Genomic DNA, 18,187 nt, shown 5'->3' on the forward strand with positions numbered 1-18,187 from the left:
GGCGAGGGAGCTTGCTCCCGCTGGGCTGCGCAGCAGCCCCAAAAGCCATCCAGCGCGGTGCGCCAGGAAGAAAACGGCGGGCAGGTTTTACGACTGCTGCGCAGCCGAGCGGGAGCAAGCTCCCTCGCCACAGGGACGGTGCTCTGCCTTCCCAATTAACACCGGACAGCGACCCGCCACTCACCGCTAGAGGCTTAAGATCGCTTTTAAGCTATAATCCCGCCCTTTAGCTGCCCCGCACCCCTGGCGCGCGGGCACATCCATTTTTCGCGGCGCTTGTCGCCCGTATGCAGACATAAGAGGCTAGACCCTGTGGCATTGACGATTCTTGGCCTGTCCGGCGCCCTTAGCCATGATCCTTCCGCAGCGCTGTACATAGACGGCAAGCTGATCGCGGCGGCCGAGGAAGAGCGCTTCGTACGCGATAAACATGCAAAGAACCGCATGCCCTACGAGTCGGCAAAGTTCTGCCTGGAACAAGCCGGCATCAAGCCTTCCGACGTCGATGTGGTGGCGATTCCGTTCGCCCCGATCAGCCTGTTCGGCGAGGCGCGCTGGCACTACGCCAAGCGTTACTGGTACGCCCCGGACCGGGCCCTCGACGCGATCTTGATGGGCAACCGTCGTTACAAGCGCTATCGCCGCAAGATCGTCTGGTGCCTGGAGCAACTGGGCTTCGATCCGAAGAAAATCAAGATCGAGCCGGTCGAGCACCACTTGGCCCACGCCTCCAGCGCCTACCACTGCTCGGGCTTCCAGGAAAAAACCGCGATCCTGGGCATCGACGGCAAAGGCGAATACGCCACGACCTTCTTCGGCTATGGCGAAAACGGCAAGATCCACAAGATCAAGGAATTCTTCGACCCGGATTCCCTGGGTGGCCTGTACGGCGCGATCACCGAGTTCCTCGGCTTTGAAATGCTCGACGGCGAATTCAAGGTCATGGGCATGGCGCCCTATGGCGATGCCACCAAGTACGATTTCTCGCGCCTGGCCTCGTTCGAAAACGGCGAACTGGTGATCAACACTGACTACGCCAACGTGATCGGTCTGCGCCGCTATAAAGAGAAGGGCAAGGGCTTCTATTTCTCGCCGAAGCTGATCGAATGGCTCGGCCCGAAACGCGAAGGCGACATCGCCGACGAGCCGTACATCCACTACGCGGCGAGCATGCAGGCGCTGTTCGAGAAGCTCGCGCTGCAAATGATCGACCACTACCTGGGCGACGTGCTCAAGGAAACCGGCAAGCTGGCCTTCGCCGGCGGCTGTGCGTTGAACGTCAAGTTGAACCAGAAGATCATCGCCCGTGACGACGTCAAGGAGCTGTTCGTGCAACCGGCTTCCGGTGACGCCGGTACGGCGGTGGGCGCGGCGGCGTATGTGTCCCATGCCCGTGGCGTGCCCGTGGAAAAGATGGAGCACGTCTACCTCGGCCCGGCCTACAGCAACGAAGACGTGATCGCCGCGTGCGCTCGTCATCCGAGCAAGCCTGCCTGGCGCAAGATCGACAACACCCCCGAGCGCATTGCCAGGATCATGGTCGACGGCAACCCGGTGGCCTGGTTCCAGGGCCGCATGGAGTTTGGCCCGCGTGCCTTGGGCGGTCGTTCGATCATCGGGTGCCCAAGCGCCAGCGGCGTGGCCGATCGGATCAACGAACAGATCAAGTTCCGCGAGCGCTGGAGGCCTTTCTGCCCGTCGATGCTCGACACCGTTGCGCCGCAGATGATCAAGGTCGATCACCCGGCACCGTTCATGACCTTCACTTTCGAAGTCGCCGAAGAGTGGAAGACCCGCGTGCCGGAAGTCGTCCATGAAGACGGCACCTCCCGGGCCCAGGTGCTCAAGCGCGAATACAACCCGCGCTACTACGACATGATGAAGGCCCTGGAAGTGCTGACCGGCAACGGCGTGTCGCTGAACACCTCGCTCAACCGTCGTGGCGAGCCGATGATCTGCTCGCCGACCGACGCGCTGAACATGTTCTATGGCTCTGACCTGCAGTACTTGATCATGGAAGACATCCTGGTGGTCAAAGACGGCGTGGACGCTTATGACACGCTCGGCTGAGCGACATGTGCTGCAGTTCTGCCACGGTTATGACGGGCCGTTCCTGGACTGCGCCCGTCAGTACGCCAGCTTGTTCGCGGGCACTGGCTATCGCGTGACCACGGTGTTCCTCACCGGGGCGGCCGATGCCGAAGTCGCTGCCGGCTGTGCCTCGGACGAGGTGCTGTTCATGGAATACAGCTCCAGCGCCATTCGTGGCCTGAAGCTGGGCGCCATCGGCGATCTGCGCAAGATCGCGGCCTCGCGCAATTTCAGTTTCTGCATTGCCCATCGCTTCAAGCCGATCTACATCGCCCTGCTGGGTACTCGCTTGCCGGTGATTGGCGTGCACCATGCCTTCGGGGACTACCAGCGGCGCACTCGCCGCTTGTTCGCCCACGTTTACCGCAAGCGCCTGAGCCTGCTCGGGGTCTCCGACGCCGTGCGTGATGACATGCGCCATTGCCTGCCGAAATGGCCGGCTGCCCGGATCCAGACCCTCTACAACCGCATCGACCTGGATGCCGTCCAGGCCAGCCTGGTCTCCCGGGAGGAGGCGCGGCATACGCTGGGGCTGGATACGGACACCTGGATTGTCGGCAACGTCGGCCGTCTGCACCCGGACAAGGACCAGGCCACACTGTTGCGCGGCTTTGCCGCGGCGCTGGGGCATCTGCCGGTCAACAGCCAGTTGGCGATTCTCGGCAAGGGCCGCCTGGAGCAGGACCTCAAGGCGCTGGCCCGAGAATTGGGCGTTGCTGATCGTGTGCTGTTCCTCGGCCAGGTGCCCGAGGCGCGCCGTTATTTCCGTGCTTTTGATGTGTTCGCCCTGAGCTCCGACCATGAACCGTTTGGCATGGTGCTGCTCGAAGCCATGGCCGCCGGCGTACCGTTGCTGGCGACGGCCTGTGGTGGTGCCAAGGAAGTGGTCGAGGGCGTTGGCATCCTGTTTCCGTTGGGCGACGTCGAGCACATGGCCCAGGGGCTGCAACACCTGGCGGCCATGGACGAGCTGCAGCGTCGTCAATGCGCCGAGCTGATGCTCGATCGCTTGCGCGAACGTTTTTCGGATCGCGCCGTACGCGAGGCATTCTGGCGTTTGCCCCAAGTCACCGAACTGGCGCCGAGGGCCTGATGTTCAACCGATTCCAAGGCTGGCGCGAGCGTGGCTGGACCGCCGTCGATGCGTCGATTTATGCCCAGGCCTGGCAGCGTTTCGGCGGCAGCGTGGCCACTCATCCCCTGGTGGTCGAGCGCCTGGCGGCCCTGGCCGGGATTCCCGTGCGTTACCTGGCGTTCGAACAGGACGGTGAGCTCAAGGCGGCCATACCGACCTGGGGCCGTGACCTGGCGCTGTCCAAAGACGTGCTCAAGCGCAGCGGCAAGAAGGGCTTGTTCGACCTGGGCAATGCCGAGCTGATCCTGCCGGCGGCCCCCGATGCGCAAGCGCCGTTGCGTCATCGTGGACGTTACCTGTCGGCCCTCAACGAGGGGCGCTTCAGCGGTTTGAAGTTGCAGCAGGAACAACTGGCCATGGCCCGCACGCCGGAAGAGCTGTCCAAGAAGTTTCGCTACAACCAGCGCCGTGAACTGCGTTTGCTGGAAGAGGCGGGCGGCGTGGTGCGGCCGGTCGGCGAGTTTTCCAGCACCGAGCTGGCCTCGATCTACTGCGACCTGTTCCTGCGTCGCTGGGGCTTTGCGGCCACCGGCGCCGAACGCATGGGCGAGGTGATCGAGCTGCTGCGCGAATGGCTGATCGGCTCGGTGATCTTTCTCAACGATGCGCCGATTGCGATCCAGCTGGTGTATCGCGTCGAAGCGCCCGAGTGGATCAGTGTCGAGTACATCAACGGAGGCGTCGACCCGCAGACCCGCGAATTCAGCCCCGGCAGCGTGTTGAGTTTCCTCAACACTCAAAGCGCCTGGGAACACGCCCGTGCCGCCGGCAAGCCGTTGCGTTTTTCATTCGGCCGGGCGGACCGGGAATACAAGGACCGTTGGTGCAACCCCGTGCCGGTGTTTACCGTATGAACCCACCCATGAGTCGCAAGCAACAGTTACTCCGGCGCCACCGTCGCAACAAGCGCGTAGGGTTGTTGCTTGCCCTGGTGGTGTTGGTATCGCTGGGCGTCGGGGTCGCCTGGTGGCTGCCCCTGATACTGGCGGTGTTGGGCTGGATCGCCCACGAGGCGTGGTTCGCCGATCACCTGTTCTATTCTCCCCGGGACGATTACCAATACAGTTTCCCGCCGTTCACCCAGCAACCCAAGGTGCATTTGAAGGCCGGGCGGCTTCGGTTGGACGAAGGCGTGATTCTGGATGATGGCGCGACGCTGATCCTCGCGCTGCGGATCAAGAGCACCTGGCTGGGACGTTTCATCGACCCGCTCGTCGAGTTGTCGGGTGGTGAAAGGGACCTGCAAGCCTTCGAGCGCGGGGTCAATGGCTTGCGCTATCTCAACGTCAGCGAGCAGAGCCCGGCGTTGTCCCGGGGCGACTTGCGCCTGCGCGGGCGTCATTGCCGTTTGCTGGGCGAGCCGACGCTGTGGTCCTTCACGCCGCCGCCAGTGCAGCATCAGCGGGTGATGGTCATCGCTCCCCATGCCGATGACGCGGAGCTGGCTGCCTACGGTTTGTACAGCCAGGCTGACGAGGCCTGGATCGTGACGCTGACAGCGGGTGAAATCGAGGCCGGGCATTATCGGAAGATGGGCCTGGACAGTGTCGAGGCCGCGCGACTCAAGGGCCGTTTGCGAGCCTGGGACAGCATCGCCGTACCCCGCTGGGCCGGCGTGCCTGAAGCGCACTGTGTGCAGTTGGGTTATTTCTGCCTGCAACTGGCGGCCATGCAAGCCGCGCCGAGCCAGCCCCAGGGCTCTCGCGAGGCGGGTCTGAGCGATACACGGCTGTTCCGCCAGTTGAACCCGTTCGCCCTGCCCGGCGATGACGACGGCGCGCCAACCTGGAACAACCTGCTGGCAGACCTGCGCGAGCTGCTGCTCAGGGCGCGTCCTGAAGTCATTGTATTGCCACACCCGACCCTTGATCCGCACCCTGATCATCTCTGCGCCCATCAGGCCGTCCTGCAAGCCCTCGAAGGCCTGGATTGGCAGCCGACCACGCTGCTAGGCTATGCCAATCACCTGCACGACAATGACCGCTGGCCCATGGGTGATGCGGGGGCGGGCATTGCGTTGCCGCCGTATTTCGATCCGGCGCGGCCGATGCATCCCGTCAGCCTGCCGCTGGTGTTGTCCGGCCAGCGCGACAAGGCCATGGCGTTGGGCATGATGCATGACCTGCAACCGCGCGCGCCGTTCAAGCGTCGCCTGCGCCGTGGCATCCAGCGTCTGCTGGCGGGGCGCACGGGCTCGGCCTATGGCGAGAACGAATTTTTTCGCAAGGCTGTGCGTCGTCATGAACTGTTCTGGCGGCTGTAGAGGCCCAAGGCGGGGCGTCTTTGCGCTACGGCGCAAACCGGCCTCCGGTTATTTATCAAGTCGTTCGGTGCCGCAAGGAAAACGATGAAAGTTCTGTTTCTGGTGCAGAAAGAACAGCGGGCCATCCTGGACCGACTCTACGAAGGCGTGGCCGCTCATTGCGAGTGCGACCTGCGCTGGCTCGACAGCAAGGAACAACGCAACCTGCGGGGGTATTTCCGTCGCCATGTGGACGTATCGCGTTATGACCGGATCATATTTTTCCTGCGTTTCAAGCAGGAAATTCGTCAGGCCGGCTTCATCCGCACGATCCCCAACCTGGTGATCCTCGAGCACGATGCCTATCAGAATTACATTCCGTGCAAATACACCGGAAAATTCAGTGCGCATTACCGTCGCCTGCCGTGGGTGCGGGTGATCAGTTCCGGCTTCATGGTGACCGAACGTCTGCGCGGCGAAGGTTTCGATGCGGTATTCGTGCCCAAGGGCTACGATCAGTCGTTATTGCAGGATCAGGGGCGTGAACGGGATATCGAGTTGGCCTTCGTCGGCAGCACCAACAGTGTTGCCTATAGTGGTCGCAAAGCGCTGCTGGATGAGCTGGGCCGGGTTGAGCCACTGGTCGTGACCCGGACCAAGTCCGGCGAAGAATATTGCGAGACCCTCAACCGTATCCGCTTTTTCGTCAGTGCCGACGTGGGCATGGGCGAATTCATGATCAAGAATTTCGAAGCCATGGCCTGCGGCTGTGTGCTGTTGGCGTTCGATCAGGGCATCGACGAGGCACGGGCGCTGGGGTTGCAGGACATGCATAACGTGGTGTTGTACCGTGACATCCCGCAACTCCAGGAAAAGCTTTCCCGGCTGCGCGCCGACCCCGAGCTGGCGCGCAATGTGGCGCACAACGGCCAGAAGCTGGCGCTGGAACAGTTCAGTTTCGCGCGCATCGGGCAGAAAATCGTTGAAGCATTGGAGCCGCCGTTGCGGCCTCGTGCCCCGTTGAGCCTGCTGGAGACATTGCGCCTGAAGCTGGGCGTCTGATACGAACCGTTGAGCCATCCGGTGTTCAGATGGCGTTTGACTAAATGGTATTTCAGTGCAGTTTTCCGACGATAGTGACATTACCCTGGTGGTAACCAGTTGCGGCCGGCTCGATCTGCTCAAGCGGACCTTGGAGAGTTTCGACCGCTTCAATACCGCGCCCATTCGTGAGGTCTTCATTACCGAAGATTCCGGCGACGAAGGCGTGCATGGCGTGGTTCCCGCCCATTGGAAAGACCGCACCACGGTCTTCGTCAATCGGCCGAAGCTTGGGCAGTTGGCCTCGATCGACCTGGCGTACGGGCAGGTGAAGACGACTTACATTTTCCATTGCGAGGATGACTGGGAGTTCTATCGCCCGGCCTTCGTGGAAGACTCGCGCACGATCCTGGAGCAGCGGCCCGGGATCCTCCAGGTGTGGCTGCGCAACTATGTCTATGACTTGTGCGTACACAGCCCCTATATCCGCCTGGGCGAACGGGAAGTCATCGGTGGAGTGCCGTGTTATCCGTTGATTTCAGATAAACCCGAATGGCAAAGCTTTTCTCTCAACCCGGGTCTGCGACGGCTGAAGGAGTACCAGCTTTGCGCCCCCTTTGCCGGTTTCGGCGGCGAAAAAGCCCTGTCCCTTCGCTATGCGCAACTGAACTTGACGGCGGTCGCTTTGGAAGGGGATGCTGTTTTGCACACCGGATTCGGGGTTCATGTGGAAGTGCCCGTGGAACGTCAACGCAAGGCACGCCGCAGGCGCCGCGAGCAAGTCAAGCTGTCCCTGGTCCTCTTGCTCGGAGTCTGCATTGGCTGGCTTATCAACTACTGAATGCCGCGAAGCATGAGTCCCGGTCCGCGATAAAAGGTTTGCTGCTCGATGAGCATTATCAATGTCATGTGGGCGGGCGGTGCACCGTTCGCTTCGGTACACAAGGTTCATAATCAGATTCTCTCGCGGATGGAACCAGCGATGCCTGTCAAGACATGGCTCTTGCAGGGCTCGGCGGCTGCCTGCCAGGTTGATGTGGGGGCGGCGCTCGAGTGGAATATGACCTCGGCCCGGCTCAAGGGCCGGCACATCTGGCGCCTGCTCAAACCACTGATGCACAGCCGTTTCCGCCAGGCGTTGCTCGACAGCCAGGCCCGCGTGGTGTTGCTCGATGGCGTCGGCGTAGCCCGCACTTTGCTGCCGGTGCTCAAGCATTTGCCGCAGATTCGTGTGGTGGTGGTTTTCCATGGTGCGACACGAATCAATCCGGCTGGCCGAAAGTTGCTGCGTGGGTTCCCGGCTTCGCGCCTGGCCCTGGCGGCGGTTTCCGAAACCCTGGCGATGTCGCTGCGCGACGATTTGGGTATCCAGGTCATTGCACTGCGTAGTGCGCTCGATCCGGCGGCGTTCCAGGCGGACCTTCTCCCCCGCGAAGATGCACGTGACCGGCTGGGCTTGCCGCGCTCAGGCGTGCGGGTATTTGGAGCGGTGGGGCGGTTGGTGGATAAAAAGGGCTTCGCCAGTCTGCTGGAGGCGTTTGGCCGGGCTGCGGCGGACCATCCCGACTGGCGCCTGGTGATTGTCGGTGAGGGCCCCACGCGTGAGGCGTTGCAGGCGCGGATCGAGCAGCCGGACCTGCTCGGCAAGGTCTTGCTGACGGGGCATCTGGAGGAGGCGGCAACACTCTACAGGGCGTTTGACTGGGTGCTGGTCCCATCCAGGGACGAGGGCCTCGGGTTGATTCTTCAAGAGGCGGTGCTGGCTGGCATTCCGGTGCTGGCGAGTGATATCGCGGTCTTTCGCGAGCAGTTGGGCGACACCGGCTGGTACGCGCCGGTAAATGACGACGGGGGCTGGAGCGAGGCGATCCTGCGGGCCGCCGAGGCGCCGGCCGAGGCCGTCGCGTTGGCCCAGTACCGGGCTCTGGCCCCTGACGAGGCCTGGTCGAGCTTTAGCCAGGTCGCGCGGCAGTTGATCTCAGGCAGCCAGTAGGGCGTTCTCCAATGCTTGCATCGGAAAGCTCCCGTTCAGGTTCTCCCTGGCAATATAACGAGCGAAATGTTGCAGGTTGCGGCGTGCCAGGTAGCGCGGCAATGGCGAGCGCAGGAAGCGCATATCGGCCACATCGATCAGTCCCAGTGTGCTTTCGGGCGTGACGACGATGTTGCCCAAGTGCAGCGAGCGAAAATAAATACCCCGGGCGTGCAGGCTGCGGATCAGTTCGACCAGCGCCGGAAGGGTCTGCTGCCAGCTGAAATTTTCCTGATTCGATAATTGACGCAGGGTTTTACCGGGAAGCGGTCGATACAGTACGGCGGTCATGCCGGGTTTTTGCAGTTTGTAGAAGGCCAGCACCTGGAGAGTCGGTACGCCGAGTTTCTGCAGGCGGGCCGCATTATCAATGAAACGCGTTGAATAAGGCCTTAGCAGGGCCGAAGAAAAAAGCCGCTTGCGGCGAAACAGCTTGAGGATATTCCCATCCTGCAGCAGATAGACTTTTGGGCCGTAGCTGTCGGCCTCCAGAATGCTGGCGCCTTCAATCAATTGATTCAAAGCGGCTTGGGGAAGCCGTGAGGATTGCATCGTAGGGAAACCTTGTTGAAAGAACCGGTGCCGTGGCGGGCCATGATGCCCAAAAGTTTTTGTTTTCACCATGCCGGCTTGGCTGGTAGACCGTTTAGGAGCGTTAGATGCAGGCAACACGTTGGGCACAGGGCTGGATGGCCTTTGGCTTGTTATGGTTTTTGCTGGCGATAGCCCTGGCACCGACCAACAAGGTTTATCAACAGGGGTTGGTTGCATTCGTCTGGTTGCCGGCGATCGTCTTCGCCTGGCCGGCCCGTCATCGACTGGCAGAGTTATGGCGTGCCAAGCGGCTGATCTACACGGCGTTGCTGGCGCTGATGGGCTGGGCGCTGATCTCGCTGTTCTGGGCTGAAGCGGCGGAGCCGGCCCGCGAGGCCAAGCGACTGCTCTACATCCTGGTGTTCCTGATGTTTTTCCCGGTTTTCGCCGACGGCCACCCCGAACGGGTGATACGCATCATGCAATGGGGTGGTCTGGGGCTGGCAGTGACGGCGCTGATGGCTATCGTCCGTTTCTACGGCATGGCAAACAACCCGTGGAATGCGCGCCTGGAAGGGTTGGGGGAGTTGTCCCATCCGATCCTCGGCGGCTACGTGATTGGCCTGGCGGCGATCTGGATGTTGCATTGGATACCGCGTCACCGCGGCCTGCAAGTGCTTTGGGTGCTGGCCCTGGCGCTGTTGGGGGGCTTCGTGGTGGCGAGCCAGAGTCGTGGTGCGGCGCTGGCCTTGCTGCTCAGCGTATTGGCCATGCCGATCTATTGCCGGGACCAGCGGGCCCGCGTGATCGCCACCACGGCGCTGGTGCTGGCGATGCTGACCTTCTGGTTGCTCGAACCGTTGGTGATGGAGCGTGGCGCTTCCTATCGGCCCGAGATTTTCATGGCGAGCCTGCACATGATTGCCGAGCACCCATGGGGTGGTCTTGGTGTGGCGGCTGACTATAGGGTTACCAGCCATGGTCTCACGTTCGATCACGCCCACAACCTGTTCAGCCATGTCGCCATTCAACTCGGGCTGCCGGGACTGTTGCTATGGTGCGTCGTCTGGTTCGCGGTGCTGCGCGAAGCCTGGCGGGCCCGGGACAGCCTGTTGGGCCGGGGCGTGCTCGGCATGTGGGTGTTTTCGTTCCTGGCGATGCAATTCGATGCCGCCAGCCTGACCGGAACCCCCCGTGCCGAATGGTTCATCAGTTGGTTGCCGATTGGCCTGGCCAGCGTTTTGACCTGGGCGCAGGCCAATGCCGATGGCTGTGATAAAATTCCGCGTTCTTCCTAATCAGTGAGCCCGACGATGAGTGACGCACCGCCCAAAGCGGAACAGGATTCCAGCCTGAAGATCTATTTTCGGTTGTTGGGATACGTCAAACCCTACGCGGGCATTTTTCTGCTGAGCATCCTGGGTTTCGTGATATTTGCTTCGACCCAGCCCATGCTGGCCGGGATTCTCAAATATTTCGTCGACGGCTTGAGCAACCCCGATGCGGTGCTCTTTCCCAGCGTGCCGTACCTCCAGGACTTGAAACTGCTGATGGCGGTGCCGCTGCTGATCATTCTGATCGCTGCCTGGCAGGGCCTGGGGTCGTTCCTGGGCAACTATTACCTGGCCAGGGTTTCCCTGGGACTGGTGCATGACCTGCGGGTCGAGCTGTTCAAGAAGTTGCTGGTGTTGCCCAATCGCTACTTCGACACCCACAACTCCGGCCACCTGATCTCCCGAATCACCTTCAACGTGACCATGGTTACCGGTGCGGCTACCGATGCCATCAAGGTGGTGATCCGCGAAGGTCTCACCGTGGTGTTCCTCTTCGCCTACCTGGTGTGGATGAACTGGAAGCTGACCCTGGTGATGTTGGCGATCCTGCCGCTGATCGCGGTCATGGTCAGCAGTACCAGCAAGAAATTCCGCAAGCAGAGCAAAAAGATCCAGGTGGCCATGGGCGACGTGACTCACGTTGCCTCCGAGACCATCCAGGGCTACCGCGTGGTGCGCAGCTTCGGCGGTGAAGCCTATGAAGAGCAGCGCTTTACCAACGCCAGCCAGGGCAACACCGACAAGCAATTGCGCATGACGCGTACCGGTGCGGTCTATACGCCGATGCTGCAACTGGTGATCTACACCGCCATGGCGGCCCTGATGTTCCTGGTGCTGTTCCTGCGCGGTGACGCGACGGCCGGTGACCTGGTGGCCTACATCACGGCTGCCGGCCTGCTGCCCAAGCCGATTCGCCAACTCTCGGAAGTCAGCTCCACCATCCAGAAAGGCGTGGCCGGTGCCGAGAGCATCTTCGAGCAACTGGATGTCGAGCCGGAGGTCGATGGGGGGACGGTCGAGCAGGAACGGGTCAGCGGTCGTCTCGACGTGCGCAACCTGAGCTTCACCTACCCCGGCGCTGAGCGCGAAGTGCTCAAGGACATCAGCTTCACCGCGGCACCCGGGCAGATGATTGCGCTGGTGGGTCGTTCGGGCAGCGGCAAGTCGACCCTGGCGAGCCTCATCCCGCGCTTCTATCACCATGAGGTCGGCCAGATCCTGCTCGATGACGTGGAAATCGAAGACTACCGCCTGCGTAACCTGCGTCGTCATGTCGCCCAGGTGACCCAGCATGTCACCCTGTTCAACGACACGGTGGCCAACAATATCGCCTACGGCGACCTGGCCGGTGCGCCACGGGCCGACATTGAAAAGGCGGCCCGGGATGCCTATGCGATGGACTTCATCGAGCAGTTGCCCAATGGCCTGGACACCGAGGTGGGCGAAAACGGCGTGCTGTTGTCCGGCGGCCAACGCCAGCGCCTGGCCATTGCCAGGGCATTGTTGAAGAACGCGCCGTTGCTGATCCTCGACGAGGCCACCTCGGCGCTGGACACCGAGTCCGAGCGGCATATCCAGGCCGCGCTGGACCAGGTCATGAAAGGCCGTACGACCCTGGTCATCGCCCACCGTTTGTCGACCATCGAAAAGGCCGACCTGATCCTGGTGATGGACCAGGGGCGGATCGTCGAACGCGGGACCCATGGCGAGCTCTTGGCGCAGAACGGCTACTACGCGCGTCTTCATGCCATGGGGCTGGACGCTCCCGCCCAGAATATCGCCTGAGTTCGGACCCCAGGCAGTGAGCCGGCCGGTTTCTCTCGGCCGGCTTCGCTCCCATCCGGTGTTGGACACACATGTTGCATGCACCTCGGAACCCATGTGGGAGCGAGCTTGCTCGCGATAGCGGTGTGTCCGGCCCGCATACGCCGTCAGTTTCAAATTTGCCTTTGTTCGCGATCCGCTGGAGCGTGCGTATTCAGCCTATGCTTTCCTGCGGGGCAATACGTTGGGCGCGCGATCAGGCGGCGCAGAAAATGGTGGGCCAATACCGCGACTTCGATGATTTCGTCGCGCGATGGCTGCACCCGGAGAACATCACCCGGCAATTGCATTTAGCTCCCCAGACGGATTTCCTCATCGATTCCCTCGGCCACCTGGCGATGGACTTCGTCGGCTACCAGGAATACCTGGACCGGGACTATCAGCGAGTGTGCGAACACCTGGGGGGCGCGAGGTTGCCCCATGTGAACCAAAGCTGGCAGCGCACCACGATGCCGGTCAGGGACATGTGCTCAGTACGGACCCGTCGACTGGTGCAGCGGGTATACCAACGTGATTACGAGATGCTTGGTTATGAATGAAACGTCAAACGTGCCGATGCAGCAGGCGCGGATTCGTCCTTATGCACAGTCGCTCACGCCGGCGGATCGGGCGGCCATCAAAGCCCAGCGGCCACGCTGCATCTGGCTGACGGGACTATCGGGGGCGGGCAAGTCGACCCTGGCCAATGCCTTGGAAGTGCAGCTCAACCAGAAGGGCTTGCACACCTCCCTGCTCGATGGCGACAACCTGCGCCAGGGGTTGTGCCGGGGCCTGGGCATGGATGCCGAGGCCCGCAAGGAAAACATCCGCCGCATTGCCGAGGTCGCGCGCCTGATGGTCGATGCCGGCCTGATCGTCATCGTGGCGGCCATCTCCCCGTTTCGTGCCGACCGAGAAGCTGCCAGGCAATTGTTTTCCGAGGGCACCTTCGTGGAGGTTTATGTGAGTACACCCTTTGACGTCTGCGCCCAGCGTGACCCCAAGGGGTTGTACCGCGAGGCCCGTGCCGGGCGGATCAAGAACTTCACCGGGCTCGACAGCCCCTACGAAGCGCCGCTTGCGCCAGACTGCGCGATCGATACCAGCGAGGTGGAGCTGGACCAGGCCTGTGCGCGACTGTCGGCGTTGCTGCAAATCTGACGGAGCGAACGTCTTGGCTTCGCATTGCAGCCATGGACAAGCCTTCGCCAACCCTGTGCTAATATCGCGGCCCTGTTCATTTTGTATGTGGGATGCTCCATGAAGTTGTCCATGCCGCGATTCGATCAAGCCCCTGTATTGGTGGTCGGCGATGTCATGCTCGACCGCTACTGGCATGGCGGTACCTCACGGATTTCCCCTGAGGCGCCGGTACCGGTGGTCAAGGTCGAGCACATCGAGGATCGCCCAGGCGGTGCCGCCAACGTTGCCTTGAACATCGCTGCCCTCGGCGCACCGGCCTCCCTGGTGGGCGTGACCGGCGACGACGAGGCCGCCGACAGTCTGACCAACAGCCTCAAGGGCGCGGGTGTACGTGCGATATTCCAGCGCGTCGCGCACCAGCCGACCATCGTCAAGCTGCGGGTCATGAGTCGTCACCAGCAACTGCTGCGCATCGATTTCGAAGAACCTTTTGCCACCGACCCTCTGGCCCTCGGTGCCGAGGTCGACAACTTGCTCGAGGGCGTCAAGGTCCTGGTGTTGTCGGACTATGGCAAAGGCGCGTTGAAGAATCACCAGGCGCTGATCCAGGCCGCCCGTGCCCGTGGCATTCCGGTCCTGGCCGATCCCAAGGGCAAGGATTTTTCCATCTACCGTGGCGCCAGCCTGATCACGCCGAACCTCAGCGAATTCGAAACCATCGTCGGCGGTTGCGTCGATGAGCACGAATTGGTGAGCAAAGGCGCGCAACTGATGCAAGACCTCGACCTCGGTGCCTTGCTGGTGACCCGTGGCGAGCACGGCATGACCTTGCTGCGCCCCGGTCACCCCGCGTTGCACCTGCCGGCCCGTGCCCGTGAAGTGTTCGACGTGACGGGTGCCGGCGACACCGTGATTTCCACTCTGGCCGCGGCGATCGCTGCCGGCGAGGAACTGCCCCATGCGGTCGCCCTGGCTAACCTGGCGGCGGGCATTGTCGTCGGCAAGCTCGGAACGGCAGCCATCAGCGCCCCCGAGCTGCGCCGCGCCATCCAGCGCGAGGAAGGCTCCGAGCGGGGCGTGCTGGGCCTGGAGCAACTGCTGCTGGCCGTTGACGACGCCCGTGCCCACAACGAAAGCATCGTCTTCACCAACGGTTGCTTCGACATCCTGCACGCTGGCCATGTGACCTACCTCGAGCAGGCCAGGGCCCAGGGTGATCGCCTGATCGTCGCGGTCAATGACGATGCCTCCGTGAGCCGTCTCAAAGGGCCGGGGCGTCCGATCAACAGCGTCGACCGGCGCATGGCGGTCCTGGCCGGCCTGGGCGCGGTGGACTGGGTGATCAGCTTCAGCGAGGGCACGCCGGAAAACCTGCTGCGCCAGGTCAAGCCGGATGTGCTGGTCAAGGGCGGTGACTACGGGATCGACCAGGTCGTCGGCGCCGACATCGTCGCGGCCTACGGCGGTACCGTGAAGGTGTTGGGGCTGGTGGAAAACAGCTCGACGACCGCGATTGTGGAGAAGATCCGCAACAACTGATGTGTCAGGCAAAAGCGCGGAACCTGTGGGAGCGAGCTTGCTCGCGATAGCGGTGTGTCAGCCAAATTAAGGCTGAGTGATCCAACGCCATCGCGAGCAAACTCGCTCCCACAGGGCTCACTGTCCAGCCAGAAAATGGACATCAGGCCTAACGAACCACCTTGCGCGGCACGATCTTCTTGAGCAATTGCCGGGCCTTGCCCTTGAGCCGGGTCAGGCCCGACTCCTTGCCCGGTGGCGTCAGCCCTTGCTGGCGCAGCCAGTCCTTCCAGCGAATCCGCTCGTCACGCACCAGCCAGCCGTCCTGCCGTGCGAAACTTTCCGCCAGGTACAGCCCCCGGGTGCTGGCCGGGTACAGCTGATCCTTTTTCAAGGTGTACAGCTCGGGCAAGGGTTGCCCATCCTGCAGCGGCATCAGGTACAGGTCCGGTCGCTTGCGGTCCAGGCGTGCCACCAACTGGTCGCCCTCCAGGCGCTCATCGACGTGAAACAGGCTCAGGGACTTGGCTTCCTTGGGCACGTCCAGGCGCAAGTCATAGATCAATTGCAGGGATGCCGTCGGCAGGTGCACGTAGGCCCGTGGCCGTTCGATCAGTTGCAGGTTGGCGCTACGCACCGGGCGGGCCGAGCCCGACAGGGGCGTCAGGCGAAACGGCAAGGCCTCGCGGTAGTGCAAGGCCGTGGCGTAGGGGGCTGGCAGCCAGGTGTCGTTGAAGCGACCGCCCAGCCAGCCTTCCGGGGTTTCCAGCAGGCACTCTTCGGCGATTTCGCTGATGGCGGTGAGCAGCGGCAGGTTCAGTTCGTGGGCCGGGACGTAGCCGGAAATCAGCTTGAGCACCACGTCGCCGCGATCCTGCCGACGCTGGCGTACCAGCACCCAATAGTCGCGGTTCTGCCAATGCAGGGTCAGGCGCACCGAGACGCCCAGGTTCGCCAGCTCCAGGGAAAAACGCTCGGCATCGGCCACCGCGACAGGACGGCGGCGTTGCAAGGTCTGGGCAAAATTCAGTGGCATCCCGACGCTCTGGTAAGTCAGGCCTTCGGGGGTCGCTTCGACGAACAGGGGCAGGGTCTTGAAGTTACTCGGATTCTTTCTGATGAGCGTACGCGGCATGTCGGCTCCTTCCTTAAGGCCGCGTAGGGCGGCGTCAGTGTTTACGCAGGACCGTGGCTACGGTCGCGACGTTATGGGCGAGGTGCAGCGGATTGATGGTGCCGACAATAGCACTGGCGACCCCAGGATGCTCAAACAACAGTTCGAAACTGGCACGAACCGGGTCGACCCCGGGGCTCAGGCAGGCGTGGCCGCTGGCCAGGGCCTTTTTCACCAGGATCGCTTTGCCGTGCTCGTTGGCGTAGTCAATGACCGCCTTTTCGTTTCGTTCGTTCAGATTGTAGGTGACCATGGCGCAATCGCCTTGCTCCAAGGCCTTCAAGCCACCTTCGACGGTCTTGCCGGAAAAGCCGAAGCCGCCGACCTTGCCTTCGCGCTTGAGCGCCGCCAGGGTCGGGTAGACCTCGCTGTCGTTGAGGATCGCCATGTCGTTGCCGTCGGAATGCACCAGGACCAGGTCGATGTAGTCGGTTTCCAGGCGCTTGAGGCTGCGTTCCACCGAGAGTCGGGTATGGGCGGCACTGAAGTCGTGGCGTGACTGGCCGTCACTGAATTCTTCGCCAACCTTGCTGACAATCACCCAGTCGTGACGTTGGCCGCGCAGCAGCGGGCCGAGGCGTTCTTCGCTGCGGCCATAGGCTGGTGCGGTGTCGATCAGGTTGATACCCAGGTCGCGCGCGAGCTTGAGCAACATGCGCGCTTCGTCGTCATCGGGGATCTGAAAGCCGTTGGGGTATTTGACGCCCTGGTCGCGTCCCAGCTTGACGGTGCCCAGGCCCAAGGGGGAAACCCGCGGGCCGTCATGGCCCAGAGGACGATAGAGGTCATGCAGTGTCGTTTGGCTCATGGCAGCAGTTGCTCCCAGGCAGGCACGCCCATGGGCGGCTTCGGCAGGTCCGGCAGCGGAGCCGGGTGACTGGGCTGGATGCCATCGCGTTGCAGCGCGTTGACCACCCGATCGGCGAAGTCCGGGGCCAGGGCCAGTTTGGTCGGCCAGCCCACCAGCAGGCGATCCTGCTCGGCGAGGAAGGCGTTATCCGGGCGGGTCAGGCCCGACTGCAACGGTTCGGCGCGGTCAACCCGCAACGTGGCCCATTGCGCGGTGCTGAGGTCGATCCACGGCAGCAATTGGCCAAGTTCTTTCTGCGCGACGGCGATCTGCTCGGCGGGCTCGCGGGCGATGGCATCGCCCTCGGCGAGGTCGCCCCCCAGGTACCAGACCCATTGGCCATCGGCGGCCGGGTGGGTGGTCACGGTGACGCGTGGCTTCGGCCCGCCGCCCAGGCAATGGGCGTAAAGCGGCTTGAGGCTCGGCCCCTTGGCCAGGACCATGTGCAACGGCCGGGTCTGCATGGCCGGTTTGTCCTGGCCCAGGGCTTTGAGCAGGTCAGCGGTGCCCGCGCCCGCGCTGAGGACAATGCGCTGGGCCCGAATCTCGCGGTCGTCGACCTTCAGCCCGACCCATTCACCCGCTTCGCGCAGTGGCTCGATGTGCTGCCCGGCCAGCAGGCTGTCGCCGGCCAGTTCCGCCAGGCGCTCGATCAGGCTGGGAACATCCACCACCAACTCGGCCAGGCGGTAGACCTTGCCCTTGAAGCGCTTGTCTTGCAGGGCCGGCGGCAATTGGTCGCCCTTGACCTGGTCGACCCGTCCGCGCACGGCCTTGCTGGCAAAGAAACTGGTGAGGTTGCCGGCCAGGGTGCCGGGGGACCAGAGGTAATGGGCATCGGACAGCATGCGCACGCCGGACAGGTCCAGTTCACCGTCACCTGTCAGGGCTTCGCGCCAGCGGCGCGGCATGTCGGCGATGGCTTCCGAGGCCCCGGTCAGGGCGCCATGCAAGGCATATTTGGCGCCGCCATGGATGATGCCCTGGGATTTGACACTCTGCCCGCCACCGAGGCTGGCGCTTTCCACCAGCACGGTTGAAAACCCTAGGCGGCGCAAGCGCGCGTTCAGCCAGAGGCCGGCGACTCCGGCGCCGACAATCAAGATGTCGGTGGAAATAACGGATGGCATGCAGCGACCTCAGTGTTCAAGACGAGGGCGCAGTATACAGACTCGATGGGGATGGGATTTTGTTGGTGATCAATCGCGATGGCGATAAACCTGTGGCGAGGGAGCTTGCTCCCGCTTGGGTGCGAAGCGCCCACTAGAAATGGGACCGCTCGCGATCCAG

Annotated in this window: 15 protein-coding genes and 1 pseudogene; 12 read left to right on the forward strand and 4 right to left on the reverse strand. The window is 62.6% G+C overall.

Annotation, left to right across the window (positions count from 1 at the left end):
* Nucleotides 1-312 precede the first annotated feature (312 nt).
* From BLO80_RS14025 to BLO80_RS14055, 7 genes are all read left to right on the forward strand, one after another.
* A complete protein-coding gene (locus BLO80_RS14025; protein ID WP_092334018.1) occupies nt 313-2,070 on the forward strand; it encodes a carbamoyltransferase family protein in 1,758 nt (585 codons plus the stop codon).
* On the forward strand, nt 2,054-3,184 hold the full coding sequence (locus tag BLO80_RS14030; RefSeq protein ID WP_092334016.1) for a glycosyltransferase: 1,131 nt from the start codon (nt 2,054-2,056) through the stop codon (nt 3,182-3,184). The genes BLO80_RS14025 and BLO80_RS14030 overlap by 17 nt, the downstream gene beginning before the upstream one ends.
* Entirely contained in the window at nt 3,184-4,080 is an 897-nt protein-coding gene (locus BLO80_RS14035; RefSeq protein ID WP_092334014.1) for an antimicrobial resistance protein Mig-14, read from the forward strand. Before BLO80_RS14030 ends, BLO80_RS14035 begins: the two co-directional genes overlap by 1 nt.
* Before the next feature lie 8 nt (nt 4,081-4,088).
* Nucleotides 4,089-5,489 carry a PIG-L deacetylase family protein gene (locus BLO80_RS14040; protein ID WP_092334012.1) on the forward strand — a complete coding sequence of 467 codons (1,401 nt, stop codon included), beginning with the start codon at nt 4,089-4,091 and terminating at the stop codon, nt 5,487-5,489.
* Between the two features lie 84 nt (nt 5,490-5,573).
* On the forward strand, nt 5,574-6,530 hold the full coding sequence (locus BLO80_RS14045; RefSeq protein ID WP_092334010.1) for a glycosyltransferase family protein: 957 nt from the start codon (nt 5,574-5,576) through the stop codon (nt 6,528-6,530).
* A gap of 55 nt (nt 6,531-6,585) precedes the next feature.
* Nucleotides 6,586-7,350 (forward strand): glycosyltransferase family 2 protein, encoded by a 765-nt coding sequence (locus BLO80_RS14050; RefSeq protein WP_092334008.1) that lies wholly within the window; start codon nt 6,586-6,588, stop codon nt 7,348-7,350.
* A gap of 48 nt (nt 7,351-7,398) precedes the next feature.
* Entirely contained in the window at nt 7,399-8,502 is a 1,104-nt protein-coding gene (locus BLO80_RS14055; protein WP_092334006.1) for a glycosyltransferase, read from the forward strand.
* Here BLO80_RS14055 and BLO80_RS14060 read toward each other — a convergent pair.
* The gene (locus tag BLO80_RS14060; RefSeq protein ID WP_092334004.1) at nt 8,488-9,093 is read right to left on the reverse strand and encodes a BUD32 family EKC/KEOPS complex subunit; all 606 of its coding nucleotides are present in this window, start codon (nt 9,091-9,093) and stop codon (nt 8,488-8,490) included. The two genes, BLO80_RS14055 and BLO80_RS14060, sit on opposite strands and share 15 nt — an antisense overlap.
* Nucleotides 9,094-9,200: 107 nt before the next feature.
* On the opposite strand from BLO80_RS14060, the gene BLO80_RS14065 reads away from it, so the two are divergent.
* The 5 genes and pseudogenes from BLO80_RS14065 to hldE all read left to right on the forward strand — a co-directional run bounded on the left by BLO80_RS14065 (nt 9,201) and on the right by hldE (nt 14,894).
* Complete coding sequence (locus tag BLO80_RS14065; protein WP_092334002.1) at nt 9,201-10,373, forward strand: O-antigen ligase family protein; 1,173 nt, start codon at nt 9,201-9,203, stop codon at nt 10,371-10,373.
* Nucleotides 10,374-10,388: 15 nt separating this feature from the next.
* The gene (gene msbA / locus BLO80_RS14070) at nt 10,389-12,194 is read left to right on the forward strand and encodes a lipid A export permease/ATP-binding protein MsbA (protein ID WP_092334000.1); all 1,806 of its coding nucleotides are present in this window, start codon (nt 10,389-10,391) and stop codon (nt 12,192-12,194) included.
* Between the two features lie 139 nt (nt 12,195-12,333).
* Nucleotides 12,334-12,772, forward strand: a pseudogene (locus BLO80_RS14075) (sulfotransferase family 2 domain-containing protein); the annotation flags it as partial.
* A complete protein-coding gene (gene cysC, locus BLO80_RS14080; RefSeq protein WP_092333998.1) occupies nt 12,765-13,373 on the forward strand; it encodes an adenylyl-sulfate kinase in 609 nt (202 codons plus the stop codon). The pseudogene BLO80_RS14075 and the gene cysC, both read left to right, overlap by 8 nt.
* Before the next feature lie 99 nt (nt 13,374-13,472).
* A complete protein-coding gene (gene hldE, locus BLO80_RS14085; protein ID WP_072407151.1) occupies nt 13,473-14,894 on the forward strand; it encodes a bifunctional D-glycero-beta-D-manno-heptose-7-phosphate kinase/D-glycero-beta-D-manno-heptose 1-phosphate adenylyltransferase HldE in 1,422 nt (473 codons plus the stop codon).
* Between the two features lie 148 nt (nt 14,895-15,042).
* On the opposite strand, the gene BLO80_RS14090 is transcribed toward hldE, so the two are convergent.
* Genes BLO80_RS14090 through BLO80_RS14100 form a run of 3 tightly spaced genes read right to left on the reverse strand, consistent with a single transcriptional unit; the run spans nt 15,043 to nt 18,027 of the window.
* Complete coding sequence (locus BLO80_RS14090) at nt 15,043-16,008, reverse strand: metal ABC transporter ATPase (protein WP_092333996.1); 966 nt, start codon at nt 16,006-16,008, stop codon at nt 15,043-15,045.
* Nucleotides 16,009-16,042: 34 nt separating this feature from the next.
* On the reverse strand, nt 16,043-16,855 hold the full coding sequence (locus BLO80_RS14095) for an aldo/keto reductase (RefSeq protein ID WP_092333994.1): 813 nt from the start codon (nt 16,853-16,855) through the stop codon (nt 16,043-16,045).
* Nucleotides 16,852-18,027 (reverse strand): NAD(P)/FAD-dependent oxidoreductase, encoded by a 1,176-nt coding sequence (locus BLO80_RS14100; protein ID WP_092333992.1) that lies wholly within the window; start codon nt 18,025-18,027, stop codon nt 16,852-16,854. The genes BLO80_RS14095 and BLO80_RS14100 overlap by 4 nt, the downstream gene beginning before the upstream one ends.
* Between the last annotated feature and the right edge of the window lie 160 nt (nt 18,028-18,187).

This window comes from Pseudomonas sp. NFACC56-3, from assembly GCF_900100025.1.
Lineage (GTDB): Bacteria > Pseudomonadota > Gammaproteobacteria > Pseudomonadales > Pseudomonadaceae > Aquipseudomonas > Aquipseudomonas fluorescens_AA.